Annotated in this window: 24 protein-coding genes and 1 pseudogene; 12 read left to right on the top strand and 13 right to left on the bottom strand. The window is 63.1% G+C overall.

The features are described from left to right. Positions 1-18 precede the first annotated feature (18 nt). Together M1E17_RS20350 and M1E17_RS20345 are read left to right on the top strand one after the other, a co-directional pair. Entirely contained in the window at positions 19-1,593 is a 1,575-nt protein-coding gene (locus tag M1E17_RS20350) for a sodium-dependent transporter (RefSeq protein WP_457963730.1), read from the top strand. Further along, positions 1,590-1,727, top strand: coding sequence for a methionine/alanine import family NSS transporter small subunit (locus tag M1E17_RS20345; protein WP_457963729.1), 138 nt, complete (start codon positions 1,590-1,592; stop codon positions 1,725-1,727). The genes M1E17_RS20350 and M1E17_RS20345 overlap by 4 nt, the downstream gene beginning before the upstream one ends. Positions 1,728-1,816: 89 nt before the next feature. Here M1E17_RS20345 and surE read toward each other — a convergent pair whose 3' ends face one another. The 4 genes from surE to M1E17_RS20325 all read right to left on the bottom strand — a co-directional run bounded on the left by surE (position 1,817) and on the right by M1E17_RS20325 (position 4,794). After that, positions 1,817-2,602, bottom strand: coding sequence for a 5'/3'-nucleotidase SurE (surE, locus tag M1E17_RS20340; RefSeq protein ID WP_457963728.1), 786 nt, complete (start codon positions 2,600-2,602; stop codon positions 1,817-1,819). After that, positions 2,599-3,585 carry a PfkB family carbohydrate kinase gene (locus M1E17_RS20335; protein WP_457963727.1) on the bottom strand — a complete coding sequence of 329 codons (987 nt, stop codon included), beginning with the start codon at positions 3,583-3,585 and terminating at the stop codon, positions 2,599-2,601. Before M1E17_RS20335 ends, surE begins: the two co-directional genes overlap by 4 nt. Positions 3,586-3,679: 94 nt before the next feature. Continuing rightward, a complete protein-coding gene (locus M1E17_RS20330) occupies positions 3,680-4,153 on the bottom strand; it encodes an SRPBCC family protein (protein ID WP_457963726.1) in 474 nt (157 codons plus the stop codon). A gap of 125 nt (positions 4,154-4,278) precedes the next feature. Continuing rightward, positions 4,279-4,794 carry a cyclophilin-like fold protein gene (locus M1E17_RS20325; protein WP_457963725.1) on the bottom strand — a complete coding sequence of 172 codons (516 nt, stop codon included), beginning with the start codon at positions 4,792-4,794 and terminating at the stop codon, positions 4,279-4,281. Positions 4,795-5,053: 259 nt separating this feature from the next. On the opposite strand from M1E17_RS20325, the gene M1E17_RS20320 reads away from it, so the two are divergent. The 4 genes from M1E17_RS20320 (at position 5,054) to M1E17_RS20305 (ending at position 9,971) form a co-directional block, all read left to right on the top strand. Then, complete coding sequence (locus tag M1E17_RS20320; protein ID WP_457963724.1) at positions 5,054-6,199, top strand: alpha/beta hydrolase; 1,146 nt, start codon at positions 5,054-5,056, stop codon at positions 6,197-6,199. 161 nt (positions 6,200-6,360) lie between these two features. Further along, positions 6,361-6,897 (top strand): helix-turn-helix transcriptional regulator, encoded by a 537-nt coding sequence (locus M1E17_RS20315; protein WP_457963723.1) that lies wholly within the window; start codon positions 6,361-6,363, stop codon positions 6,895-6,897. 9 nt (positions 6,898-6,906) lie between these two features. Further along, complete coding sequence (locus M1E17_RS20310) at positions 6,907-7,647, top strand: ABC transporter ATP-binding protein (RefSeq protein ID WP_457963722.1); 741 nt, start codon at positions 6,907-6,909, stop codon at positions 7,645-7,647. A 5-nt stretch (positions 7,648-7,652) separates the two neighbouring features. After that, positions 7,653-9,971 (top strand): ABC transporter permease, encoded by a 2,319-nt coding sequence (locus tag M1E17_RS20305; protein ID WP_457963721.1) that lies wholly within the window; start codon positions 7,653-7,655, stop codon positions 9,969-9,971. A 56-nt stretch (positions 9,972-10,027) separates the two neighbouring features. Here the strand turns inward: M1E17_RS20305 and M1E17_RS20300 are convergent, their stop codons facing one another. The 5 genes and pseudogenes from M1E17_RS20300 to eat form a co-directional block, all read right to left on the bottom strand. Next, complete coding sequence (locus M1E17_RS20300) at positions 10,028-10,807, bottom strand: 3-oxoacyl-ACP reductase (protein WP_457963720.1); 780 nt, start codon at positions 10,805-10,807, stop codon at positions 10,028-10,030. A gap of 27 nt (positions 10,808-10,834) precedes the next feature. After that, the gene (locus M1E17_RS20295) at positions 10,835-12,199 is read right to left on the bottom strand and encodes an aldehyde dehydrogenase family protein (protein WP_457963719.1); all 1,365 of its coding nucleotides are present in this window, start codon (positions 12,197-12,199) and stop codon (positions 10,835-10,837) included. Beyond that, on the bottom strand, positions 12,183-13,043 hold the full coding sequence (locus M1E17_RS20290) for a gamma-glutamyl-gamma-aminobutyrate hydrolase family protein (RefSeq protein ID WP_457963718.1): 861 nt from the start codon (positions 13,041-13,043) through the stop codon (positions 12,183-12,185). Before M1E17_RS20290 ends, M1E17_RS20295 begins: the two co-directional genes overlap by 17 nt. Next, positions 13,024-14,405 (bottom strand): annotated as a pseudogene (locus tag M1E17_RS20285) (glutamine synthetase family protein). Before M1E17_RS20285 ends, M1E17_RS20290 begins: the two are co-directional and overlap by 20 nt. Positions 14,406-14,431: 26 nt before the next feature. Then, positions 14,432-15,901, bottom strand: a complete 1,470-nt coding sequence (gene eat / locus M1E17_RS20280) for an ethanolamine permease (RefSeq protein WP_457963717.1) — start codon at positions 15,899-15,901, stop codon at positions 14,432-14,434. Between the two features lie 199 nt (positions 15,902-16,100). Between eat and M1E17_RS20275 the strand changes: the two genes are divergently transcribed. After that, positions 16,101-16,841 (top strand): FadR/GntR family transcriptional regulator, encoded by a 741-nt coding sequence (locus M1E17_RS20275; protein ID WP_457963716.1) that lies wholly within the window; start codon positions 16,101-16,103, stop codon positions 16,839-16,841. 28 nt (positions 16,842-16,869) lie between these two features. Next, positions 16,870-17,634, top strand: a complete 765-nt coding sequence (locus M1E17_RS20270; protein ID WP_457963715.1) for a class I SAM-dependent methyltransferase — start codon at positions 16,870-16,872, stop codon at positions 17,632-17,634. Positions 17,635-17,844: 210 nt separating this feature from the next. Here M1E17_RS20270 and M1E17_RS20265 read toward each other — a convergent pair whose 3' ends face one another. Then, positions 17,845-18,588 carry a hemerythrin domain-containing protein gene (locus M1E17_RS20265; RefSeq protein ID WP_457963714.1) on the bottom strand — a complete coding sequence of 248 codons (744 nt, stop codon included), beginning with the start codon at positions 18,586-18,588 and terminating at the stop codon, positions 17,845-17,847. A gap of 333 nt (positions 18,589-18,921) precedes the next feature. Here M1E17_RS20265 and M1E17_RS20260 point away from each other — a divergent pair, with 333 nt between their 5' ends. Further along, positions 18,922-19,488, top strand: a complete 567-nt coding sequence (locus M1E17_RS20260) for a TetR/AcrR family transcriptional regulator (RefSeq protein ID WP_457963713.1) — start codon at positions 18,922-18,924, stop codon at positions 19,486-19,488. A gap of 55 nt (positions 19,489-19,543) precedes the next feature. On the opposite strand, the gene M1E17_RS20255 is transcribed toward M1E17_RS20260, so the two are convergent. Beyond that, positions 19,544-19,726 carry a hypothetical protein gene (locus M1E17_RS20255; protein WP_457963712.1) on the bottom strand — a complete coding sequence of 61 codons (183 nt, stop codon included), beginning with the start codon at positions 19,724-19,726 and terminating at the stop codon, positions 19,544-19,546. A 578-nt stretch (positions 19,727-20,304) separates the two neighbouring features. Between M1E17_RS20255 and M1E17_RS20250 the strand changes: the two genes are divergently transcribed. Both M1E17_RS20250 and M1E17_RS20245 read left to right on the top strand, forming a co-directional pair. Further along, positions 20,305-21,342 (top strand): metallophosphoesterase, encoded by a 1,038-nt coding sequence (locus tag M1E17_RS20250; RefSeq protein ID WP_457963711.1) that lies wholly within the window; start codon positions 20,305-20,307, stop codon positions 21,340-21,342. Between the two features lie 99 nt (positions 21,343-21,441). Continuing rightward, positions 21,442-22,230 (top strand): GOLPH3/VPS74 family protein, encoded by a 789-nt coding sequence (locus M1E17_RS20245; protein ID WP_457963710.1) that lies wholly within the window; start codon positions 21,442-21,444, stop codon positions 22,228-22,230. A 157-nt stretch (positions 22,231-22,387) separates the two neighbouring features. Here M1E17_RS20245 and M1E17_RS20240 read toward each other — a convergent pair whose 3' ends face one another. Next, the gene (locus M1E17_RS20240) at positions 22,388-23,395 is read right to left on the bottom strand and encodes an NAD(P)/FAD-dependent oxidoreductase (protein ID WP_457963709.1); all 1,008 of its coding nucleotides are present in this window, start codon (positions 23,393-23,395) and stop codon (positions 22,388-22,390) included. A gap of 235 nt (positions 23,396-23,630) precedes the next feature. On the opposite strand from M1E17_RS20240, the gene M1E17_RS20235 reads away from it, so the two are divergent. After that, positions 23,631-24,182, top strand: coding sequence for an AAA family ATPase (locus tag M1E17_RS20235; protein ID WP_457963708.1), 552 nt, complete (start codon positions 23,631-23,633; stop codon positions 24,180-24,182). On the opposite strand, the gene M1E17_RS20230 is transcribed toward M1E17_RS20235, so the two are convergent. After that, positions 24,154-25,059, bottom strand: coding sequence for an aminoglycoside phosphotransferase family protein (locus M1E17_RS20230; RefSeq protein ID WP_457963707.1), 906 nt, complete (start codon positions 25,057-25,059; stop codon positions 24,154-24,156). The genes M1E17_RS20235 and M1E17_RS20230 overlap by 29 nt on opposite strands. Between the last annotated feature and the right edge of the window lie 211 nt (positions 25,060-25,270).

The raw sequence follows: 25,270 nt of genomic DNA, 5'->3' as shown, positions 1-25,270 counted from the left end.
AATCTGGGGCGTGACGGAATGAGCAGCACATCCTCACCGAACGCATCGGCACCTGTAAAACGCGAGACATTCTCCTCGCGCCGGCTCTTCATCCTTTCGGCCATCGGCTCGGCCGTGGGCCTGGGCAACATCTGGCGCTTCCCGTACATCGCCTACGACAACGGCGGCGGGGCGTTCCTGATCCCGTACCTTGTGGCGTTGCTGACAGCTGGCATTCCGCTGCTGTTCCTGGACTACGCGGTGGGCCACAAGTTCCGTGGCTCGACGCCGCTGGCGTACCGGCGGCTCCACCGGGCCGCAGAACCCCTGGGATGGTGGCAGGTGCTTGTCTGCTTCGTCATCGCAGCCTATTACGCGGTGATCATTGCGTGGTCCCTGATGTACACCATCTTCTCCTTCACCGAGGCGTGGGGGGATGACGCCGAGGGCTACTTCTTCGGAAACTTCCTCCAGGTTGCCGACGCACCGGGCATCGGATTCAGCTACGTCCCGTCCGTCTTCTTCCCGCTGCTGTTGATCTGGGTAGCGGTCATCGTGATCATGGTCGCGGGAATCCGCAAGGGCATCTCACGCGCGAACTCCATCCTGCTCCCGCTGCTGGTAGTGATGTTCCTCCTGCTGGTGCTCCAGTCGCTGTTCCTTCCCGGCGCGGCAGAAGGGCTAAACGCCTTCTTCACTCCCGACTGGGCTGCGCTGGCTGACCCGGGCGTGTGGGCTGCCGCGTATGGCCACATCTTCTTTTCGCTCTCGGTGGGATACGGCATCATGGTCACCTATTCCTCATACCTGAAGCGCAGGACGGACCTGACCGGCTCCGGCATGGTGGTTGCCTTTTCCAACTCCGGGTTCGAGATCCTGGCCGGGATCGGTGTTTTCGCCGCTCTGGGGTTCATGGCGCAGGCCGCGGGTGCGGGTGTCAACGATGTAGTAACCCAGGGGATCGGTCTGGCCTTCGTCGCCTTCCCCACCATCGTTTCGCAGGCTCCCTTCGGGGCAGTCATGGGCGTGCTGTTTTTCGGATCCCTGGTGTTCGCAGGAGTAACATCGCTGATCTCTGTACTGGAAGTCATCGTTGCCGCAGTGCAGGACAAGCTCGGCTGGGGCCGGATCAAGGCCTCAGTAACGGTCAGCGGCCTGGTGGCTGTTGTCTCGCTGGGACTCTTCCCGACGGCAACGGGGCTCTACCTGTTGGATACCTCTGACGCCTTTGTGAACAGCTTCGGCATCACTCTCGGGGCGCTGGTGACCGTAGTGGTCATTGCGTGGTTCCTGCGAAAGCTTCCACTTCTGTCCGCCCATCTGAACCGGATTTCCACCATCAAGATGCGCCGGTCCTGGATGGTGCTGGTAGCCGGCGTTGTGCCGCTGGCGCTGATCTACATGGTGTCCAGCGAATTCATCAGCAAGATCTCCACCACCTATGAGGGCTATCCCGCGTGGTTTGTGGGCCTGTTTGGCTGGGGCATGGCCGGCGGGCTGGTGGTCCTGGCGCTGGTGTTGACCTTCATCCCGTGGAGCCAGAGATCCAAGGCCCATCACGATCCGGAATACGACTCCGTGGTGGCGGAAGAAGCAAAGGAGACGGCACTGTGACACCCATCGCGATCACCATGATGATCATCGCCATCCTTACGGTTTGGGGCGGCCTGGCGCTGGCGCTGCTCAACCTTGCGCGGCACCCGGAGGATGAGGGGGCGCTGCCCGAGGAGCACGCACCGGAGCTCTGAAGAATCCGAAACCGTAGTGTCACGGACGACGGCGGGAAGTCCCGCCGTCGTCCGCTCTTGTAGGAAAGGGCGTTGTAGAGTGGCGCAACCTAACCACGTGACGTTGCGTGCGGCAGCGCGGGCAGGGAGGGCAGTCTGGTTCCGGTGACCGGCTGGATGGCAGTCACCGTGGCGAAGCCCGCCGCCAGTAACGCCGCATCGCTGTCCGGGTCCGGTTCCTCCGTGGTGTCCGCGATGGCCAAACGTAAATGCTGCTGTCCGCGCTCGGCGAGGGTGGTCTGCACGATGCCGAATCTGGTTAGGGTGGCTGTACGGTACTCGGGAAGTTTGGGCCCGGCACTGTTCGGAACGTTGAGGTTCAGGACACTGCCGACGTCCTGTTCCATCAGGAACGGCAGCAGCCCAGTGGCCAGCCGGGCAGCTGTTTCCCAGTGGATCGCGTCCGGATTGAGCCCGGTGTCCAGGGATACTGCCATCCCGCGTCCGTCGTTGACACCGGCTGTCAGTGCCGCTCCGACCGTTCCGGAGTGCAATATTGCCCGGCCCACATTGGCCCCACGGTTTACGCCGGATAGAACGATGTCTGGTGGGGGACCGAAGGCGCCATGGGTGGCAATCATCGTGATGAAGGCCGGGGCCCCATGGACGGCGTAGGCTTCAACGCCGTCCAGGTCCTCCAGCTGGCGTTCTTCAATGGAAATTCTGCCGTCCTGCTCCACAGCGGTAATCGAGGAACTGCTGCCGCTGGCTTCGGACGCGGGTGCTGCGACCACGACGCTCAGGCCAGCCCGGACGGCCGCGGCGGCCAAAGCCAGCAGGCCCGGGGACGCGATGCCGTCGTCATTGGTAATGAGGACACGCGCAGGCTGGCTCATGCTTTCCTGACCTTTCGTGCCAGCTCATCGGGGCTCATCTGCTGTGCCGGTTCTTGCTCGGTGGTGTCGTCCAGTGGAACGATCCTGACGAGGTTGGCGAGTTCGCGGATTGCTGTTGCCTCTCCAGTGCCCAGGCCGTGGCGGGTGACGTTCTGCGCGCCGGCCGCCGTGCCTAAAATCACTGCATCATGCAGGGTCCCGTGATCAGCCAGTACGGCGGCCATCCCGGCCGTGAGTGAATCACCGGCCCCGCGGTTATCCACCGTCTGAAGTTGCGGGATGTGGATTTCGCTGACCGCACCGTCGTGAAGGAGCAGCGAGGGCAGATGGGCGCGGGTGATAATGACCGACGTCGCACCCTCTCGTACGAGTTCGTGCATGGCTTTAATAATCCGGTTGGTCTCCGCGGCGCCGGCACGGCCACTGCTCATGATTTCGTCGTCGGCCATCTTGATCACCGCTGGTTTACCAGCCAGGACGCCGTTCAGCCTGTCGCCGGTGAGATCCGCGATGACAGTGCATCCGGCAGCACCCAGATCGGCCGTAAGTCTGCGGTACATGTCGGCCGGTACCGCATCCTCCCGGCCGGTGCCGCTAAGGATCACGGTCCCGGCTTCGATTCCCGCCTGCAGCGTCAGCCCGTAGAGTTCGTCCAGTTCGTGGCGCGTAACCCGGTCGCCGGGCGATTCCGCCAGGATATGGCGTTCACCACCGCGGCGGTCATGCAGGTATGCCCCGCTGCTGCCTTCTCCGGCCACGGCCAGCACCCTGACACCTTCATCAGCTATTAGGTGCCGCAAGACCCGCCCGGTTTCGCCGGAGAAGACTGCACACATGGTCACTGTTGCGCCAAGCGCACCCAGCATTCGGGCCTGCCATACTCCCTGGCCGCCCGCGTGGATATGGATATCTGTGATGCCTTTGATGTCCTCCACGGTGACGGTGAGGACGGGGGAAGGAGCGAAAATCACTACTGAACCCATGCTTCATCACGCCTTCCAGGCTTTACAGATGGAATCCCGGACATAGTTGCCTCTTCCCGTCGGAAGAGTCCGGCCGATACCCGGCTGTGTTGTCTCAGGGCTGGCCCATCGGGCCGTTCTCATCCACTTCACCGCGCCATGCACCGGTTTCCGTGCCGCGGGACTCAATGAAGTCCTTGAATTTGCGCATATCGGCCTTGACCTGCATCTCATCGAGGTTCAGTGCGGCTCCGGCTTTTTCTGTGAAGGTCTCCGGGTCCCATTCGAATCTGACCGAGACCCGGGTGTCCGTCGGGTCCAGCGGGGTGAACGTAACGACGCCGGCGTGCGACTTACCGTCCACGCTCCGCCAGGCGATACGTTCGTCGGGCTGCTGTTCCACGATTTCGGTGTCGAATTCACGCTCCACGCCGCCAATTTTGGTCACCCAGTGATTCGTTGTGTCAGTCAATTGAGTGACGGACTGAACACCGGACATGAACTGCGGGAAGGTCTCGAACTGTGTCCACTGGTCGTACGCCGTCCGTACGGGAACGGCAACATCGACAGTTTCTTCTACTGTTTGCATCTCTTCCTCCTCATTAGTCGCATTTCATGGTAAGCACACTTAGCATCCGCCTGACTAGGGGAAATGTTAAAAGGAAGCGGACGACGGCGGGAGGTCCCGCCGTCGTCCGTCACCAGTTCCGCTATCTAAGACGCAAGGTCCAGCTTCGCCGTAAAGCCGTCGGGCTGGTCGCGTACTGCGACGAGGTCCTCGAACGTGCCGATGCGGACGATCCCGTTGAAGCGCCCGACGTGTTCGTAGTACAGCACCAGTACCTGGTCCGGCGCGTAGTAGCCGATGGTCAGCGGGTCCGCGTCGCTTCCCGCCGGCATGCCCTCGAGGGAGAGCGGCGCTGGCAGGCGGGCGCTCTTTTCCTGGCCGCCATGGTCCTTGAACGTGAGAGTCAGGGGAAGTTGGCCGATCAATGAGCGTGCGGTGGCGTTGTCGTGGAGAATGCCTTTTACCGCCCGTCCGTCGATGTTTATGGTGATCGGTGTGCCGTTTGCCATTGGTGAGCTTTGCATGGTGGCAGTGTCCTCCGTGCTGGTTTGCGGTGTCGGCAGCGGCTGATCGGCTGTGGGGGCGCCGTCACTGCTGCCGCAGGCAGTGACGGCGGCGAAGGCCAGGACCAGGATTGCCGCAATGATGGCAAGTCGCTTCATGGCGTCCTCCCTCTCCGTTTTCGGTTGCTTTTCCATCCAACGGCCTGCATCCGGCGGTAACAAGGGCTCTGTCAAGACGGGTTATGGCAGAGCCTCCCTCGCGTTCATCCCTCCCTTACCGTCCTATGGGGCGCTGGACGGGGGCTCTGGCAGAACCAGTCTCAGCAGGGACTCTCACTGACCAATCCGGCTGTGATGTGCTCGAAAGGACGAAGAAGTCCATCAAGATACGTAACCGACGATCACGAGGATGAATACGATGAGCACAAACTTCAACGGAAGCGACACCACTGCTTTGGGAACCGCGGCTGCCCCGGAACAGGGCGTATCGCGCCGGAACCTGATCAAGCTCACCGGCGCGGGTGCGGCGGCCATCGGGCTGTCCGGAGCAACGGGCCTGGCAGGAGCGGAGCAGGCGTTCGCCGCCCCGGCTGCACGCAAGGACCTGGAGCCCGGGGATCTCTCCAACGGCGCAGACAACTTCTACACCAGCAGCCAGGTCACGGTCCGGAAGATCTCATTCAAGAACCGGTACGAGATGAAGGTGGTGGGCAACCTGTTCGTGCCCAACAACCTGAACCGCGGAACCACCCACCCGGCTCTGGTGGTGGGCCACCCCATGGGCGCCGTCAAGGAACAGAGCGCCAACCTCTACGCCACCAAAATGGCCGAGCAGGGCTACGTCACGCTCTCCTTTGACCTCTCCTTCTGGGGAGAAAGCGCCGGCAAGCCGGGCAACGCGGTCTCGCCCGACATCTATGCCGAAGACTTCAGCGCCGCCGTGGACTACCTGCGCTCGCAGCCGTTCGTAGATAAGGAGCGCGTGGGGGCCATCGGGATCTGCGGCAGCGGCAGCTTTGTGATCAGCGCGGCAAAGATCGATCCCAGGATCAAGGTCATCGCCACGGTGAGCATGTACGACATGGGCGCCGCCAACCGCGACGGGCTCAACAAATCCGTGACCCTCGCACAGCGCCAGGCCATCACCGCGCAGGCAGCTGCCCAGCGCGACGTCGAATTCGCCGGCGGCGCGATCCAGTACACCGGCGGCACACCGGACGTGCTCACCTCAGAATCCACGGCGGTGGACCGCGAGTTCTACGACTTCTACCGCACTGCACGCGGGTACCACCCGAACACCACCACGCACCCCGCCCTGGCCACCAACACCAAGTTCATGAACTTCCACCCGTTCAACGACCTGGACCTGATCTCCCCGCGCCCGCTGCTCTTCATCACCGGCGACCAGGCGCACTCGAGGGAGTTCAGCGAAGAGGCCTACCGGCTCGCGACCGGACCGAAGGAGCTCTTCTGGGTCCCCGGGGCCGGCCACGTGGACCTCTACGACCGGGTGGGCCTCATCCCCTTCGACAAGCTCACGGACTTCTTCCGCACCAAGCTCTAGGGAGGCAGGGGAGCTGCGCCAACTTCCGGTTGGCGGGCTCCCTTAGTCTCTCGGCGTTACGGAGCCAGCGGCCGTGGTGAAAAACTATTGAATCCCCTATAGATATGGCATATGCTTCTGTCCTATACATAGCAGGTTGAAACGGTAGTGAGGAGGTTCCGGTGTCCCTTCGTCTGGGCATCCTTGGACTCCTGACTGCGGGCCCCCTCCACGGGTACGAGGTCAAGCAGCAGTTCGAGGACATGCTGGCAGGTACGTGGGACCTCAACATTGGATCGGTGTACCAGATGCTGCAGCGGCTTGAACGGGACGGGCTGGTTCAGCCGTCCGGAAGCCGCGGGGACCGTGGGCGGCAGGAGTTTGTCGCCACTGACGAGGGGCGCCGGCTCTTCGATGAATGGTTGGATAACCCTGACAAGCAGCCGGAGCTGCTTAGGGAAGAAATTTATGTGAAAGTGCTGCTCCTGGCCCTGCAACGGGAACCGGACACGGCGAGGATCCTCAAGGTCCTCGACAGCCAGCGGCACGCCTACCTGCAGCGGCTGCGCGACCTGGCAGACCAGGAGCGCGCCCTGGAGGGCACGTCCAGCGGACAAACAGGCTCGCCGCTGGCACTTTTGTTCCAGGCTGGGCGGCTGCATACCGAAGCCAGCCTGAAATGGATCGATGCCTGTGTGGAGCAGCTCAGCAGGAACTAGGTGAGTGGCATGAACGCCATCGTCGTCATGCAGAACGTCAGCCGCCTGTTTGCCGAAAATTCGGGCGTCGCTGCGCTCGACGGCATCAGCCTGAACATTGAACGGGGGGAGTTCGCCGCCGTCGTAGGCCCATCCGGCAGCGGTAAATCGACCCTGCTTAATCTGATCGCAGGCCTGGACCGCCCCACCTCCGGGAGGGTGGAGGTTTGCGGGATGGACGTGGGCGGGGCAAGCGAGTCCGCCCTGGCGAAACACCGCCGCAAGGGCGTCGGCTTCGTCTTTCAGTTCTTCAATCTGATCGAAAGCCTGACGGTACTCGAGAATGTCATGGTGCCCGCCGAACTGGCCGGAGTCCGCCGCGGAAAGGCCAAATCCCGGGCGCTTGAGCAGCTGGAGGAACTTGGTGCGGCCGAGCTGGCGCGGCGGTACCCGGAGACGCTCAGCGGGGGCCAGCGGCAGAGGGTTGCGCTGGCCAGGGCCCTCATCAATGCACCGGACATCGTCCTCGCAGACGAACCCACCGGCGCCCTGGATACCCGCTCCGGCAAGAACGTGATGGATCTGCTGGCCGCACTGAATGATGCCGGGCAGACAGTGGTGCTCGTGACGCATGACATTAAGCTGGCGGCAAGCTACGGCCGGCGCATCCTGACTCTGAGGGATGGCCGGCTGGCGGACGACACCAGGCTCAGTGTCCAGCGGACCGGAACAGCAGCAGACCTGATCGGCTGGACGGCAGAGGGCCGGTGAGTGCGGTGAACGCAATCAGAACCATGGCATATGCCAGCATCCGCCGACACAAAGTCCGGACCCTGAGCATCCTGTTGATGTCCTTCCTCGCCGCCGTCACGACAGTCCTGTCGGCCAGCCTGTTGTGGGACACCCACCGCCCGTGGGATCGCGCCTTCGAGGCCGCGGCCGGACCGCATCTGGTTTTCGAGTTCGATTCCGCCCTTGTCAGCAGAAACGACATCCAAGCCACAGCGTCGCTGCCCAACGTAGCTGCCCTTGGCGAGGTCCAGGACAGCGTGGTGCTCCTGGCACAGTCCGGCGACGAGAAAGGTCCGCTGCAGGTTGTGGGGCGTGGTGGCCCCGGCGGAGAGGTGGGGAAGCTGTCCTTTGTGGAGGGACGCTGGCCCGAACAAGCCGGTGAGATTGCGGTGACTCCACACGACGGCTGGAACCCTCCGGAACTGCGTCTCGGAGAGAGCGTTACACTGCCGACGGCGGCCGGCCCTGCTGAATTCCGTATCGTAGGCGTGCTGATAGACCTCACCACGACGTCGGTCCGCGGCGAAACCCAGCGCGGCTGGGTCCTGCCAACAGAGATGGGTTCGCTGATCAGTGCTGATGCCCCGTTGCGGTACCTGGCAGGCTACCGGCTCACGGGCGACGTCTCCGAAGCGGGCATCGCGGCTGCCCAGGAAAAGATCGGGGCCGCGCTGGTTCCCGGCGCCCAGACAAAAGACCCGCTGAGCTGGCTGGAAATGCGCAGCGGCTCCAACTGGACGGTCGCTGCGTTCGGCAGCATCGTCTACGGCTTCGCGCTCGTTATTCTTACCGCCGTCGCCCTCACCATTGCCAGCGTTATCGCGGGTACGGTGCTGGCTGGCTATCGGGATTTCGGCGTCGCGAAGGCCCTGGGCTTTACCCCTTGGCAGATCATGGGGCTCCTCGTCGCCCAGGTTGCGGTACCCGCCGGAATCGGGGCCATACTCGGGCTGCCGTTAGGAGTCCTGCTCGCTTCCTACTTCCTCAGCGAATCGGCTATTCAGCTGGGACTGCCCGCGGCCTCGGCAGTAAACCCGCCCCTGATTTTGCTGGTGGCTGCGGGCTTCATCCTGCTGGTGGTGATTGCCGCTGCCGTTCCCGGCCTGCGGGCAGCCCGAATGAGCGCAGCATCTGCCATCAGCCGCGGCCGTTCGCCTAGTCTTGGGAATCTGTCCCGGCGTGGTTCGGCGATCGTCCGGACTCGGCTGCCCAGGCACGTCGGGCTCGGCGCCGCCGCCGTCGTTGACCGTCCCGTTCGTGCCATGCTTACCGTTGGTGCCGTCGCGGCATGCATGGCTGCCCTGACATTCGCCTCCACTTTTGGCCCCACCATGGACGGATTTATCAAGGACAGGGCCACCTGGGGCGCGGCGCAGGACGTCACGGTATTTAAAACTCCCGGACGGTCAGCCGACGACGTGCAGGCGCTCCTGTCCCAACGGCGGGAGGTCGCCTTCTCGGTGGAGACTTCGGTAGCCTCGTACGTTGTCTCCGGCCAAGCCAAGGCGCTCGGTGTCATGGGCATGCGGGGCGACGCCGAAACCATGGGCTTCCGCGCCGCCAAGGGACGGTGGTTCGCCGCTCCCGGCGAGGCAGTCATGAACGCATTTACCGCCAAAGAGCTTGGCATGAAGCTGGGCGACACAGTGACCGGAATGGTCAACGGCACTGAGCTGAGGCTTACGGTGGTGGGCCTGATGAACGACGTCGCCCACCGCGGATTCCGCGTGGACTGGAACACCCTGACCACGGTGGCTCCCGCCGCCCAGCCTGACACCTACCTTCTCCGGCTGAACGACGGTGTGAGTGATGCCGAGTTCGTGGATTCGCTCAACGCGCAGGCCGGCGATCTGATGCTCGCGAGCTTCCTCGGCTATGAAGCCGACATGACTCCAATTGACCGCACCATCGGAGGTCTGTCGGTGGTGCTTGTCCTCCTGGCTGTGGTGGGTACGTTCAACACAACCCTGCTGGCCATGCGGGAACGGCTTCGCGATACTGCCATCCTCAAGACCCTGGGGATGACGGGAGCGCAGATCACCGGAATGGTTTTCACCTTTGCAGGAGTCCTCACGGTAGCGGCGACGGCCATTGGCATACCACTTGGCCTGTGGATGCAGGAGAGAATCATCAACGAAGGGATCGGGGAAACCTCAGGGTTCGTTGTAGAGGTCGGGATCATCGACGTCAGGAGCATCGTCCTGATCGTGGCCGGCGCCTTGGCAGTGACTCTCCTCGGTGCGCTCGTCCCGGCCCGCAGGGCGCGCCGTTTGCCGGTGGCGGCGGTGCTGCGCTCGGAGTAGCAAAAGTGAAACGGGAGCGGACGACGGCGGGACTTCCCGCCGTCGTCCGCTCCTGTTTACTCGGGTGTTACGTAAGCGCCGGAGATCCCGCCGTCAACCAGGAACGTTGAGGCAGTGATGAAGGATGCGTCGTCGCTGGCGAGGAAGGCCACTGCTGCTGCCAGTTCCTCGGGTTCGGCGAACCGGCCCAGGGGAACATGCACCAGGCGGCGGGCCGCCTTCTCCGGGTCCTTGGCGAAGAGTTCCTTCAGCAGCGGGGTGTTGACCGGTCCGGGGCAAAGGGCGTTGATGCGGATTCCCTGCCTGGCGAACTCGACGCCGAGTTCCCGGCTCATGGCCAGCACCCCGCCTTTGGAGGCACTGTAGGAAATCTGTGAGGTGGCAGCACCCAGCACGGCCACAAAGGACGCGGTGTTGATGATGGAGCCCTTGCCCTGTGCCTGCATGTAGGGGAGCGCGTACTTGCAGCAGTAGAAGACCGAAGTCAGGTTCACTTCCTGGACCCTGCGCCAGGCGTCGATGCCTGTATCGAGGATCGAGGCGTCGTCCGGGGGCGAAATTCCGGCGTTGTTGAACGAGATGTCAACGCTGCCGTAGGTTTCGTTGGTGACGGCGTAGAGGTTCTTGACCTCTTCTTCGCTGGTGACGTCCACCTTCACGTAGAGGCCGCCCACCTCATCGGCCGCGCGCTGCCCTGAGGTTGGGTCCAGGTCGGCGATGACCACGTTGGCCCCTTCAGCGGCGAAGCGGCGGGCTGTTGCGAGTCCAATGCCACTGGCGCCGCCGGTGATTACGGCGCTGCGTCCCTTGAGGCGGTTGGAGATTACTTCAATCATTTCTGGCTTTCCTTACTGGTGGTCACGTTAGGGGTTAGTGGAGATGAAGACGTTTTTGGTCTCGGTGAAGGCGTCAAGGGCGTCCGGGCCAAGTTCGCGTCCCAGTCCCGACTGCTTGAAGCCTCCGAAGGGTGTGGAGTAGCGCACCGATGAGTGGGAGTTGACCGAGAGGTTCCCCGACTCCAGTCCGCGGGCCATCCTCAGCGCCCGTCCGACGTCGCGGGTCCAGATGGATCCCGAGAGCCCGTAGATCGAATCGTTGGCCAGCCGGAGTGCATCGGCTTCATCACTAAAAGGCACCACAGCCACCACGGGGCCGAAGATTTCCTCGTGCATCACCCGGTCTTCCCGCGACGGGGTCAGCACGGTGGGCGGGAACCAGAACCCCTTGCCGTCCGGGGCGGATCCCTGAAACGCGATGGGGGACCCGTCGGGGACGAACCCGGACACCGTCTTGTGCTGCCCGGCCGAAATCAGCGGTCCCATGAAGGAAGCCTCGTCGCCCGGGTCTCCCACCTGAAGGGCCTTGACTGCCGGTTCCAGGAGCTCAAGGAACTTTTCGTACACGCTGTCCTGGACCAGGATCCTGGAACGGGAGCAGCAGTCCTGCCCCGCGTTATCGAAAGCCCCTCCAGGTGCCGCCGCTGCGGCGGCTTCAAGATCGGAATCGGCGAAGATGATGTTGGCGCTCTTGCCGCCCAGTTCCAGCGTTACTGGCTTGAGCTGCTCGGCGCAGCCGGCCATGATGCGTTTGCCGACGCCGGTGGAGCCGGTGAAGACAACCTTTCGCACCGACGGATGGGTCACGAACCGTTCGCCGACGACCGAACCCTTGCCCGGGAGAATATTCAGGACTCCCTCGGGCAGCCCTGCTTCCTTCGCCAGCTGCCCCAGCCGGATGGCAGTCAGGGGAGTCAGTTCCGCCGGTTTCAGGACCACCGTGTTGCCGGCGGCAAGGGCGGGGGCAAATCCCCAGGCTGCGATGGGCATGGGGAAGTTCCAGGGGACGATAATCCCCACAACACCGAGGGGCTCGTGGAAGGTGACGTTGATTCCGCCCGATACCGGAATCTGCTGCCCGAGGTGACGCTCGGGTGCGGCGGCGTAGTACTCCAGGACGTCCCGGACATTTCCGGCCTCCCACCGGGCATTGCCGATGGTATGCCCCGCGTTGTAGACCTCCAGCAGGGCGAGGTTTTCACGGTCGGCGTCGACGGCGGCGGCGAAGCGGCGCAGGAGCATCGCCCTGTCAGCGGGAGCTACTTGGCGCCACGTCTCGAAAGCATGGTGGGCCCTGGCGATCGCGGCGTCCGTTTCCTCCAGCGAGGCGAGGGCGACGGTCTCGATGACTTCTTCGGTGGCCGGATTCAGAACGTCATAGGTGCTGGACATGAATTGGGTTCTCCATTCGTTCTGTGCGGAGGTTGTCTGCGGGGCTGTCGTTGGCTTCCGTGCGTTGCTTGGCCGGGCGTTGGTTGGCTTCTGTGCGTTGGTTGGCCGGGCGTTGGTTGGCCGCCGCGCGATAGTCGGCTGCCGCCTCAACGAACCCCCTGAAAAGCCGGAGGTCGGAGGAGTTATGTTCGGGGTGGAACTGGACTCCGAGCACCCACCCGCCCGACGTCGTTTCCACCGCTTCGATGGTGCCGTCGGCCGCTGATGCCGTGACGCGCAGCCCGTCCGCCAGACCGTTAATGGCCTGGTGGTGATAGCACGGTGCGCTGGCCACGGGTCCAAGCAGGTCTCTGGTGATGGTTCCCGGCAAGCTGGTGAACTCCACGCTGCCGTAGACACCCGGTGCCGGCTGGTACTTGGCTTCCGGGTTCACATCCGGGATGTGCTGGAGCAGGGTTCCGCCCAGGGCAACGTTGAGGATCTGGGCTCCCCGGCAGATGGCGAAGAGGGGCACGCCGGCCTCCAACGCTGCCTTGGTGAGGGCGATGTCATGCTCGTCCCTGGCTGGTTGGGCCCGGGTGAGAGTGTGCGGCTCGGCACCATACTGTTCGGGGCCAACATCGCTGCCGCCGGAGATGATCAGCCCGTCCAGGACCTTCACAATGGAGGGATCAGTGCCCACGGGCGGCAACAGGACGGGGGTGCCACCGGCGGAGACGACCGCCTGCACGTACGTCCCCGGCAGGATCGCCGCGTCCGCTGTCCAGACGCCCCAGGACGCTTCCTGGAAGTAGGTTGTCAGCCCGATGCGCGGGCGGTACGAATCAGAGCCGTTCAAAGACACGCTTGCGCTCCCAATCCGTCACTGCACTGTCGAAGGCCTTCAGTTCGACGCCGGCCGCGAAGACATAGTGGTCAACCACCTCATCGCCAAATGCCTTGCGTGCGATCTCGCTGTCCGCCAGCAGCGCCCGGGAGTCCCGCAGATTGCTGGGGATGCGGTCAGCCTGGGACTGGTACGCGTTGCCCGTCATGATCGGCTCAAGGGGGAGCTCGTTCTCGATGCCGTGGATGGCGGCTGCAATGAGGGCCGCTGCTGCAGATAGGGGTTGACGTCGCCGCCTCCCACGCGGTTTTCCACCCGCATGGCGGGCCCGCGTCCCACGATGCGCAGTGCACAGCTGCGGTTGTCCAGCCCCCAAGCGATGGCTGTGGGGGCGAAGCTGCCTTCCACGAACCGCTTGTAGGAATTGATGTTAGGGGCAACGAAATACGCCAGCTCCTTCAACGCGGCCAGCTGTCCCGCGATGAAGTGCTCCATCACACGGCTGAAGCCGTGCTGGCCCTCACCGGCTAAGACGGGGTTGCCGTCCAAATCCGTCAGGCTGAAATGGATGTGGCAGGAACTGCCTTCACGTTCGTTGTACTTCGCCATGAACGTGATGCTCTTGCCCTGCTGCGCGGCGATTTCCTTGGCCCCGTTTTTGTAGAACACGTGGTTGTCGCAGGCAGCCAGCGCTTCTGCGTAGCGAAAGGTGATCTCCTGCTGTCCCAGGTTGCACTCGCCTTTGGAAGATTCGACGACGAGCCCGGCCTTTTCCATTCCGTTCCGGATGCTTCGGATCACCGGTTCCAGCCTCGCCGTGGCCAGGAGGGAATAGTCCACGTTGTAACGCGTCGAGGGGGAGAGGCCTTCGTAGTTCTTGTCCCACGCTTCTTCGTAGGTGTCGTCGAACATGATGAATTCGAGTTCGGTGCCGATGTGGGCCCGGTATCCCAGTGCCTCCAGGCGGTCGATTTGTGCGCGCAGGATCTGGCGGGGCGACTGCACCACCGGACTGCCGTCCAGCCAGTGGATGTCGCACTGGATCATTGCGGTACCTTCAAGCCACGGCACCCGGCGCAGGGTGGAGACGTCCGGCTGCATCACCATGTCCCCGTAGCCGTTGGCCCAGGACGACATGGAGTAGCCGTCAATGGTGTTCATTTCCACGTCGACGGCGAGGAGATAGTTGCAGCCTTCGGCACCGTGCCCGAGTACGTCGTCGAGGAAGGACCGTGCGCCGCATCTTTTGCCCTGGAGGCGTCCCATGGAATCTGTGATGGCAACAACAACGGTGTCGATTTCACCGGAAGCTACCAGGTCCCGCAGTTCATCAACGCCCAGTTGGCCTTGCTTGGAGGTTCCACTTGTTTGGTTCGTCATGTTTGTATCCGTCGCCTTGATCAATTTTAGAGGGAAAGGGTGTCGGGGGCCGCCCGTTTGCCGGTTTTCAGTTCAGCCTCGGCGGCGGCCAGCTGCGCGAATTCCTCCTCCGGAGCGCCGGCGACGATCCGGTGGCGGCTGAAGAACCAGTAGTAGAGGAGCGCGGCGCCGAATATTGCGGCTGTTATGGACGCCGCGAACACATCCACCACAAAAGTTGCGACGACGGCCACCGCAGCCAGAACCAGGGCGATCGACGTCGTGACGACGCCGCCGGGGGTGAGGTACCCGCGCGGCAGATTGGGTTCTTTTTTCCTCAGCACAATGTGGGAGAGGTTGAGGAGGACATAGGACACGGTGGCACCAAAGACGGCGATGTTGATCAGGAGTGCGCCGTTGCCGGTGGCTGCCGCAAGGATGAAACCAAGGGTTCCCGGCACGATCAGCGCCCAGTAAGGGGTTCGGCGCTTGCCGGTCAGCGAGAGCCACTTGGGGAGATATCCAGCCCGGGACAGCGCGAAGAGCTGGCGGGAATAGGCGTAGATGATGGAAAAGAAGCTTGCTACCAGCCCGGCCAGGCCCGCATAGTTGACGAAGTCGGCAAGGAATGTGTTCCCGCCGTAGGCCAGGCGCAGGGCCTCCGGGAGCGGGTTATTGGATCCGCTCATGGCTGCCGACCCGGCAGCACCCGGAACCAGCACCAGCATCAGCGCCCCGAAAACCACCAGGATCAGGACGGCAACCATAATGCCCCGGGGCATATCCTTCTTCGGATTTGCGGTTTCTTCAGCGGCCAGGGGAACACCTTCTACGGCAAGGAAAAACCAGATGCCGTAGACCAGGGCACCCACCACGCCGCCAATTCCCATCGGCAGGAAAGCACTCGACGCCGGTGAGCCGTCGGGGACGATGTCAAAGAGGTTCTGGACATTGAACTTCGGAAGCAGGCCGATGACCACGGCGATCAGGGCGATGACGGCCACCGCCGTGATTCCAAAGATCATTTTCAGCGCCTCGCCAACGCCGCGAAGGTGGATACCGACGAAGACGGCGTAGGTCACCAGATAAACCGGCCAGGAGTTCGTCAGGCCGAAGAGCCCCAGGGCTTCAATGTAGCCGCCAATAAAGATGGCTATCGCCGCCGGTGCAACCGCGTACTCAATGAGGACGGCCATACCGGTGGCAAAACCGCCCAATGGACCCAGCGCCCGGCGGGCGAAGCCGTACCCGGCGCCTGCGGCAGGCAGCGTGGAGGACAGTTCGGCCAGGCCGTAAGCCATGCATGTGTACATGATGCCCATGAGGACAAAGGCAATAAGCAGCCCGCCCCAGCCGCCCTGGGCCAGGCCGAGGTTCCAGCCCGCGAAGTCGCCGGAAATAACGTAAGCGACGCCGAGCCCGGCAAGCAGGATCCAGCCCGCGGCACCGCGCTTCAGCTGCCGATGCTCCAGATACCGCTTGTCTTCCGCAGGTTTGATTGAATCAGAGAATGACACTGTAAATCCCTTCATCCAAGGGCATTGGTCTGGATTCAGACCATAAGCTCGTTACAGTGTGTGGCAGATCACCGGTGGCGTCAAGGGCGTAACTTGGACTTTTCTTTGTTTTCTTAGCTGATTTGGCCCACGCTTGGTGCCGGGACGGCTTTTTGGCTTCCACCCAAAGGCATTATTTCGGGCCGATTATGATGAGGGCATGGAAGAAGAATTGTTCGGAACCCGCACGCGGATCCTTCGTCCTGCCCGGCACGGAAACGCCTTCGAGGAAACCATCGAACGCCTGCTCCAGAACATTAAGCTAGGCCTCTTCGCGGTAGGTGAGAAGCTGCCTGCCGAACGGGAACTTGCGGAGCTGCTGGGGGTGTCCCGCGCCACGCTGCGGGATGCCTTGGCCGAACTGCAAAAGGCGGGATACGTCGAGGTCCAGCGCGGCCGTTATGGGGGAACGTACGTGTGTAGCCGGCCGTCCGCCAGCCCGGGGTCCTACCCGGAACTGGACCCGGGGGAGGTGGAGGACGTCCTGACCCTCCGCAGCGTGCTGGAACCGGCGGCCGCATCCCTGGCAGCGAAAGCCACGCTGTCCCCGGCACAGCGGAGCCACCTGATGAAGACGCTGGCTGAGGTGGCCGCCGCGCCCGCTGACCAGTATCGGCCAAAGGATTCAAGGTTCCACGTGGCCATTGCGGAAGTGACGGGGTCGCCAAGCTTGGCGAGTGCTGTGGCCGATGTCCGCTCCAGGGTTAATGACCTTTTGGACCGGATACCCCTCCTTGAGCCCAACCTTGAACACTCCAACCGGCAACACCAGGAAATCATGGACGCCATCCTCCGGGGCGACGGCGATGAAGCATTCCGGGCGGCCCAGAACCATCTTCAGGGAACGGCTTCACTGCTGCATGGATTCCTGGGCTCTTCCCACACGGAATCTCCCGGCTAGAAGGCTGAGAAGGCGAGGTCTCGCAGGTATGGCTACCCCGGAAGAGTTCTATGACGCCCTCGCGCCCGAGTATCACCAGCTCTTCGCTGACTGGTGGTCAGCGGCTCAGTGGCACGGACAGGTCATCGCCGACGTCCTCGCCCAGCGCGGGATCCCCGAGGGACGCCTGCTGGACTGCACCTGCGGCATCGGAACCCAGGCCCTGCCGCTGGCGACGCTTGGATACGGCGTGACAGCCACCGACGTCAGCAAAGAGGCAGTTGACCGGGCCCGCGTGGAGGCAGCCGACAGAGGAATCGACGTCGATTTCAAGGTCTGCGACGTCCGCGAGATCCGCGACCACGTCGAAGGGACCTTCGATGTGGCTATCTCCTGCGATAACGCACTGCCGCACGTGCTGACCGACGAGCACCTGCAAAGTGCCCTGCGCAGTGTTCGTGCCTGCCTGCGACCGGTGGGACTGTTGCTCGCCTCTCTTCGCGACTATGACGCATTGAGACTCACCCGTCCCGACGGGGTCCCGATCTCGGTCCACGGGGAAATCGGGTCGCGGCATGGATCGGGCCAGGCGTGGCGGTGGTCCGCGGACGCCGAGTTTGTGGACATCGAGTTGTTCACCTTTGCCGAAGAGGCTGCCGGATCATGGCGGGCGCGCTCGGGCACCACCCGCTATCGGGCCCTGCAACGCGGGAAGCTCGAAAGCCTGCTGACATCGGCCGGGTTTACCGCCGTCGAATGGCTCATGCCTGACCTCAGCGGCTACTACCAGCCGATCGTGCTCGCGAAACCCTGACGGAGGAGGCGCGGCAGCGGCCGGCCCATTCGCTTGTGCCTCACATGCGGTTCGCAGCAGCAGGGATCGCGGCAAGAACGGTTCTGCCCCGCATGACCGGTTTTGGGCAACACCGCTCGTGCGGGGCAAGGCCGCTCGTGTGAGGCTCCAGCGTCTAAAACCCCGCCGGGCAGAGAATTCTTCCCGGGACACTGACGCTGGCCGCGCTGGTTAGAGTGTTTCCGGGATTGGGCGTCCCGGAAAGAGTGTCGCGTACTGCTTGCGGTACATCCTGCGGCCGATGAGACGGTAGCCGAGACGGGCGGGGGCAGGAATCTCCTCAAAGAATATTTGCCTTCGGTCGTCCGGCGGATTCGTGGCCAGAATCATTCCGAGGTAGGTGACCAGGAACTTCTTGTCGTGCTGCTTAACCCCGTGCTGAATCATCGCTTTCAGTTCGTCCTCTGTCATGACCCGGTCGACGGCGGGCATCACCTCAGTGACCTCGCGGCGCAAATGCTCATTAAGAACTGACTGCACGTCCTCGTAGCCCCTTGCGAGTTCTTCCCTGTCGTCTTCGTCTGCTGTCTGCATCCAACGCTTACGCACGGGCTCGATGCCCTGGACGCGTTCTCGAATTTGCTTGTGGTGCTCAAGCATCTGCTCCACGTGGGGCGCACTTGCCGGTGCCCGCTCCGCCAGTTGCGGGTACATGAACAGGTCCTGGCCTTCCTGATGGATAAGGAGCACCTTGTCGAAGTTCCCGAGCACTTGTCCCACGTAGGCGGCGCGGAAAGTGTCTCCGGGCGCGGTGGAACGCACCAAGTTGGGCGCCTCCTCGTATGCCCAGAGGAGGAAGCGGTGAACCCGCCGAATGCCGGTCGACCCCGTGGACAGGACAGGTCCCGGAGGGAGTGGAACTGCAGTTTCGCCAGGCTGCATGGTGAAGAAGTCTGTCATTTTGGTGGTATCCATTTCCAGATCTCAAGCGAGACCCCCGTTCCCTGCGGGAGCGTTTCAGCAAGCGATGCCAGTTGGCGGATCAGCCGCTGGCCTGGCTTGTGCCGGCTTGCTCGGGAGGGGTGTTTTGGGCCGGTCTCGGTCACACGTTGTGGTTTTGTCGGGCGTGTTGAGGACGCCGATATGCGCCGCGGGTTCCTGGTCCGACGAGCAGGTGATGAACCCGCGGGAGTGCCCCCGTGCTGTAGGAGGAACGAGCGCCGTGGGCGGGGAGGGGTGACAGTAAGCCTGCCATGGAGACAGATTACTATAAACGTAGTGGATTGTCACTACGTTTATAGTAGGCGTATGTCCACTCGTGCACAGGTTCTGGATGCCGCCGTCGAACTGCTTGGCACGCAGGGCCTGAAGGCCCTCACGCATATCAGGGTTGATGAAGCGGCGGGGGTGCCGAAGGGCTCGACGTCGAACTATTTCCGGACTCGCGCCGCCCTCCTGACCGGTGTGGTCGAGTGGGTCGCGGAGCAGGATCTGGCCGCGCTTGGAGGGCCGCCAAGCGCCCCGACTGATGTGGCCGCCTTCGTGTCTCTGCTGGCGGAAACAGTAGAGAACATCACCACCGCTTCACGGACCCGGACGATTGCCCGGTATGTCCTCTTCCTCGAAGGCACTCACAACGAAGACGTCCGGCGCCCACTGCTAGCCGGCCGAGTCTACTTCCGTACCTTTGTCGAGAACGCCATGGCCAGCCTCGGAGCGCCTGATCCGGTGGCAGCGGCGACTGCCATCACAGCAGTGGGCGAAGGCATGATCATCCAGCGGGTGGCGGTCGACCCGGATGCGGAAGTGTTCGCGCCCATTGATGCTGTTGTGCGGGCGTTTGTTCCGCAGCATCGTGGTCGCGCAGCAAAGTAAGACGAAGTCGGGAGTGGGGGTCTCCGCCACCGGGCCCGAAGCCGGTGTCCTCGGCCTAAACCGACACGATGAAGACCACCGAGCTGACAAAAGCAGGACGGGCCAGGATCGCAGCCAGTGCAACGACCGCCCTGCCGGCCCAGAGGTATCTGGAAGAAACTGGCCCGGTCCCCCGGCCAGTCGCCACACCCGGCCATACCAGCACAATAAGCGCGCCAAGCAGAATCATGACTGCCACGGGCGGAGTAATAATGGCCGCCAGAAGCGGCAAGTATGCCGGGAGGGCGTGGCGCGAAGGCAGCGGAAGCCGCTGGCTGTAGCGGCCCGCGACTGCTGCCCACGATTGCCCCCAGCAGCAACGCAAGGACGGTGAACAGCAGCACCGACAGCCAGCCAGGGCGAACAAAAGTGAAGTCGATGTTATCGGTTCTGAAGGGATCAACACCGGCGCCGAATACGATGAGGCCCAGGAGTCCTGCCAGCGGCCCGGACAATCTTCCCGGGGGGAGCCAGCGGTAGATGATCAAGTAAACCAGCGCCCCGACGAAGGCGGTTGGCAACCCGGCGAATATCAACAGCGCCAGGGTGCCCTCAGGGGTGGCCAGTCCCACAGTGGCTTGAGCTTCTGTAAGGCCCTGCGGCTGGTGTTTGTCAAGACGATTGCCGAACTCTCGGCGGATCAAAGATGACATCAGAGATCTCCGCCGTGACACTTCCGGTTCACTTCGCAGATACCCCAATGCTTTCCACCGTTCTTTCGCGGCCAGCAGTCTTTTCGTGCACCCCTGCCCCGCCTTGAGTAGAAACAGGTACCCCATGCCTTCGAAGACCCTGAAAACCACGACGGCGGCAGCCGTCCTTGCGCTCGGACTGCTTGCATCCCAGCCCGCCAACGCAGCCGAGACCACTCCCGACAGCCAGGCCTTCACGTTCGGTGTCATCGGCGACATCCCCTACGGCGATGCTGAAATCGCCAAGTTCCCAGCCCGGATCCAGGACATCAACGCCGACGACGATCTGAAGTTTGTAGCACACGTGGGCGACATCAAGAACGGCTCCTCGGTCTGCTCTGACGAGTATTTCGCCAGCATCCGGGCCCAGTTCGATACGTTCGAGCACCCGCTGGTTTTCACCCCGGGCGACAACGAATGGGTGGACTGCCACCGCACCAACAACGGCGCCTACAATCCGCTGGAACGGCTGGACAAGCTGCGGGAAGTTTTCTTCAATGAACCGGGGAAAACGTTGGGCACCAGGATGCCGGTCAAGACCCAGGAGAGCCTGGGGCTGCCGGAAAACGTCCGCTTCAGAGAGAACCGGGTGGCCTTCTCCGTTTTGAACATCCAGGGCAGCAACAACTCGCTGCTTCCGTGGAGCGGCCTGGGCGAAACCACGGCCACACCCGAGCAGCTCGCTGAGGTTGAGCACCGGACGCACGCCGTGCTGGAGCAAATCCGCGACACGTTTGCCGACGCCGAGCGCCGCAACGACCGTGCCGTGGTGCTGATGACCCAGGCGGACATGTTCGATCCGTCCCAGCTTGCCGGGGCCACCGCCAACCCTGAAGCGGTCTCCGGCTTCCGGGAGATCGTGCACGCCATCATCGAGGAAACCAACAGCTTCGACCGCCCGGTCTACCTCATCAACGGCGACAGCCACGTCTTCGCCGAGAACCAGCCGCTGGCGAATGGTTCACCCTGGCTGGACATTTACGGCCAGCCCGCTGCGGATGACCTGCAGCGCATCACCGTGGATGGATCCGCCAACGCCACCAACTATGTTAGGTTCACGGTCGCCGGCAACAGTGCCGACGCGGACGTCCTGACTTGGGAAAAGGTCCCCTTCAGCCAGTAGGCACCGAAAGGAAGCGGTCGACGGCGGGAGGTCCCGCCGTCGTCCGTTTCCTTTAAATCCATCATTGTGATGGCCGTCAGACGGGCGCACCATGGTCGTATGAACGCGGAAACAAACGCGGTGGAATTGAACCTCCCCCAAGCCTTTCTCCTTCTGGCAACAAACGACAAAGACGGCAAACCTGAGGTGCCTGTCTACGCGCTCAGGACCACTTTGGCAGGGGCAATTCTGGCCGAGCTGGAACAGATTGGTGCGATCGAGTTGCGGGGGAAGCACGTCAAAGCTACCGGCACGGCCCCCAAAACGGACTTCCAGCGCGAACTGGAGCTCATCCGCCACAAATCACGGCCGCACACACCCAAGCGGTGGGTCTCAAATCTGGAGAACCGTGCTGAAGTGCAGCGTGTCTATGAGGGTATGGCCTCATTGGGCATCGTGGAACAATCCGGCGAAAAGCACCTGGGTCTGTTCCGGACCGTGCGGTATCCGGAGAAGGACCATGGCCCGGAGGCGGCGCTCCTGAAAAAGATCGAGGCCGCCATCAGCGGTCCGCGGGCTGATGCCCCGGCCGCCGATGCCGGGGCGTCCGCCGCCGAGGCTACTGATGAGGAGACGACTGCTGCGGGGACCACGGATGCGGGGGCCACGGATGCGGGGACCTTGGATGCCACGATGCCCGAACCCGCAAAGCCTGGTGCCGAGGCACCCGATGACAGGACCTTGGCCCTGATCGCCCTGCTTCAGGCCGCCGGACTGCTCACCAAGCTCTTCCCGGGCGTAGACAGACTCTGGGCATATGAGTTGGCGAAGGACTATTGGCCGGCACGCGCGGTGGAGGACGAACTTCGTATGATCAGGCTGGCGGAGGAAGAAGCCCCAGCTTTGTGACTCCTCGTCCGGCCGCAGCGCTCGCTGCCGGGATCTTTGATGGATTGACGGCTGGAACGACCGATGCCACCCTTCAATTGGACTAAGACCGCCGACGAGATCCTGCAGCACGCATCCTGCAGCACGCCACCCATAAATGAGATTCAGATGCGGGGGACTAGAAGCGATCGGGTCGGCAGCCGGACAATGCCGATTCTGCGATGCCGTCTACCAACTCTCGCGCGATAAGACGGCCCACGGCCGGGGCAAGCGTGACGGCCGCGTGCATCACCGCAAGGTAGAGACCGGGTACATCGGCGACCGGACCGACGATCGGCTCGCCGTCAGCCGGCATTGGGCGTACTCCGAGCCGTGTGCGGAGCAGCTCGACGCTCCCGGCACCGCGAAAAGTGGATCGGACGGCGGCAAGGGTGCGTTCAGGCGAGTCCGCGGCGGCGATCAGCCGGTCCGCGGCGACCTGCCGGAGATCGAAGTCCTGAGTGTTGACCACTGTGCGGACCAGACCTGCCGGCGCCCGAAGCCGGAAGAGCGGGCACGGCGATGGCTCGACCGGGACACGGACGCCGAGCGGCGAGCCCAGCGCGGCTGTGGCAACACCGGCCGCCAACACCACAGTCGTACCGCAGAGGGGTCCTGCTGCCGTCTCGACCCCGGCAACCTGGCCCGCTGCATCCCGGCGGACCGCGGTGACGGCGGTGTCCACATGTATCCGGGCGCCATGGGCGCGGGCGCCCGCGACCAGCCGCCGGGTCACCCCCACCGAGTCGACGGCGCCGTCGCCCGGCGCCCATATGGCCCACTCCGGAGGCTGCCGTAGGTTGGGCTCGAGCGCCATCACGGTGGCCGCGTCCACAATCTCCTGCCCGGGCCCGGCCTCCGGCGCGCCGCCCTCCGCCCGCCAGCTCAGTGAGCCGGACCAGATCACAGGGAGTCCCGGCAACTCGGCCTCAACTCGGCGGTACTCCTCCATCGCCGTGGCCCGTAAGCCGGCAGCCGGACCGGTAGGCACGCCAGGCACTCCCACCCAAGCGAACGAGTCCGCCGTCACGCCCGCGCCTGGCCGCCCGGCGTCGACCAACGTTACGGTGGCGCCCCTCCGGGCGGTGTGATAAGCCACCGAGGCGCCGACGATGCCAGCTCCGACGACGACTACGTGCCTACCCATGGGCACGCTCAACACGTTGCCGACCTTACTGTCCGCATAGGCCCCCTGCCGTGGATGTCCTCACAGCCTGCCGTGCCGAACCCACCCAGTCAATGGGGCCCCAGTACGTCCGCTGCTGGATCGAGTCATGATCTTTCATTACTCTGGCGTCTTTCTACATCGCCTGGCATTCGCCGGTTGCTGATCCGTTTGGGCGAACTTGCCGGAGGGGGCGGGCTACGGGTTGACTTGCCGAATGAACGCGCATCCCACCCAAGACAACGGGGTTCCTGGTCGCCGGCTCGTGCTCATCATCGGGCCGATTGCCTCAGGGAAAAGCACATTGGCAGACACCCTTGCAGGCATATTGCGTAGGAGCGGCGAGGCGGTGGTCGTGGTTGGGCTCGATACTGTGGCGGAGATGGCCCTGCCTACATTGGCTGACTGGACCTGGGCGCATGAGGTCCACGGTCGACTGATTGGGGCCTGGCTGGAAATGCCGATTCCTACTTTGATCGCCGAGGGACCTGAAACTCCTGAGGAGATCGAGCAGATCATGGCTCATGTTGGTCCGGATGTCAGCGTGCGGAAGGTCCTGATCACAGCGAAGTATGAAACAGCACTGGCACGGGCCGTTTCCGACCCGTCCCGGGGGCTGTCAAAGGAACCGGAATTTCTCCGGCGGATGTATCAACGGTTCGAGCGGACGCGGGCAGATATTTCCCATGACCTTGAGTTCGATACGGAGGCAATGTCCTCGGAGGACATTGCCCTGGCGGTCATCGGGGTACTTCCCAAGCTGCCATGATGCGGCTTAGCGTGCTACGTCCCAGTTGGCTCATGGTTGGGTTGGTCTGGCGGTAGTACCAGAGCAGACCTACGGCCTGCACGAGTGCCCATGCCATACCGCGACTCCACTCGATGTCATCGCAGCCCAGCGACTGGCGAAATATGTTCCTAGGTCCTTCATCCAGGAGATGCCAACCCGCCACCAGATCTAATGCAGGGTCAGCCGGGCCGAAGCCGCCTCCATCCAGCACGCCGGAGAGCCGACCGTCTCCAACCAATAAATTGGCGGGGATGAGATCCATATGTGACATCACATCCGGGCCGCTGCCCGGCAGCTCTCTTAACTCCAACCACAGGCTCCGGAGCCTGTGCACGTCGAAGAGACTTTCGCTTTCGCGGAAGCATTTCTCCACCCAGTCATCGTGATCGGTCAGTTGGCCGCCACGGCCTGAACCAGAGAAAAGACGCCCCTTCGTATCTGCAGAGCGGAAACCGTTGATCAGAGTCACAAGGTCGCCGGCGAATGCAGGGCCATCACCCGAGCTGTGCGGCGTGGCAATCTCCCCCGGCAGCCAAGTCTGCACGGACCAAGGCAACGGATATCCACCTCCCGGAGAGCCGATGGCCAGCGGTGTGGGTGTGGGATAGACATTGGCGGCTGCCATTTCAATGGTTGCCGCCGCTTCTGCTTCCAGTATCAGTCGTATCTCAACCGGATCCGACCCCACAAGGGGGAAACGTGCTACCAGTGCCGAGCCCACCCGGAAAATGGCGTTGACGGTTCCCGGCCCGTCGACTGGCTTTACGGGGAGTTGGGACCACTCCGAAAACTGTTCCTGGAGCAGCCGCCTGGCTAGCGAAACGTCCACGTGGTGCTGCCCGGTATGCATCCCCATTGAGCAAGCCTGTCTGCCTGCCGAGACGAATGCAAACAAATGTCACCGCTCCGTGAGGGGAATACCCGGGCATTTGACCTCAGCTGGACTTGAGGTTGTTTGATGGCGCTATGGAAATCAGAGAAGTAGTGCTGCCAGCACGAGACACGGATGCCATCCAGCTCTTCTACGGACATAAGCTGGGGCTAAATGTAGTGAGTGAATCGGCCCG

This window comes from Arthrobacter sp. D1-29, from assembly GCF_054130585.1.
The sequence above is the reverse complement of the archived record's forward strand: the minus strand, read 5'-3'. Positions and strand labels throughout refer to the sequence as shown.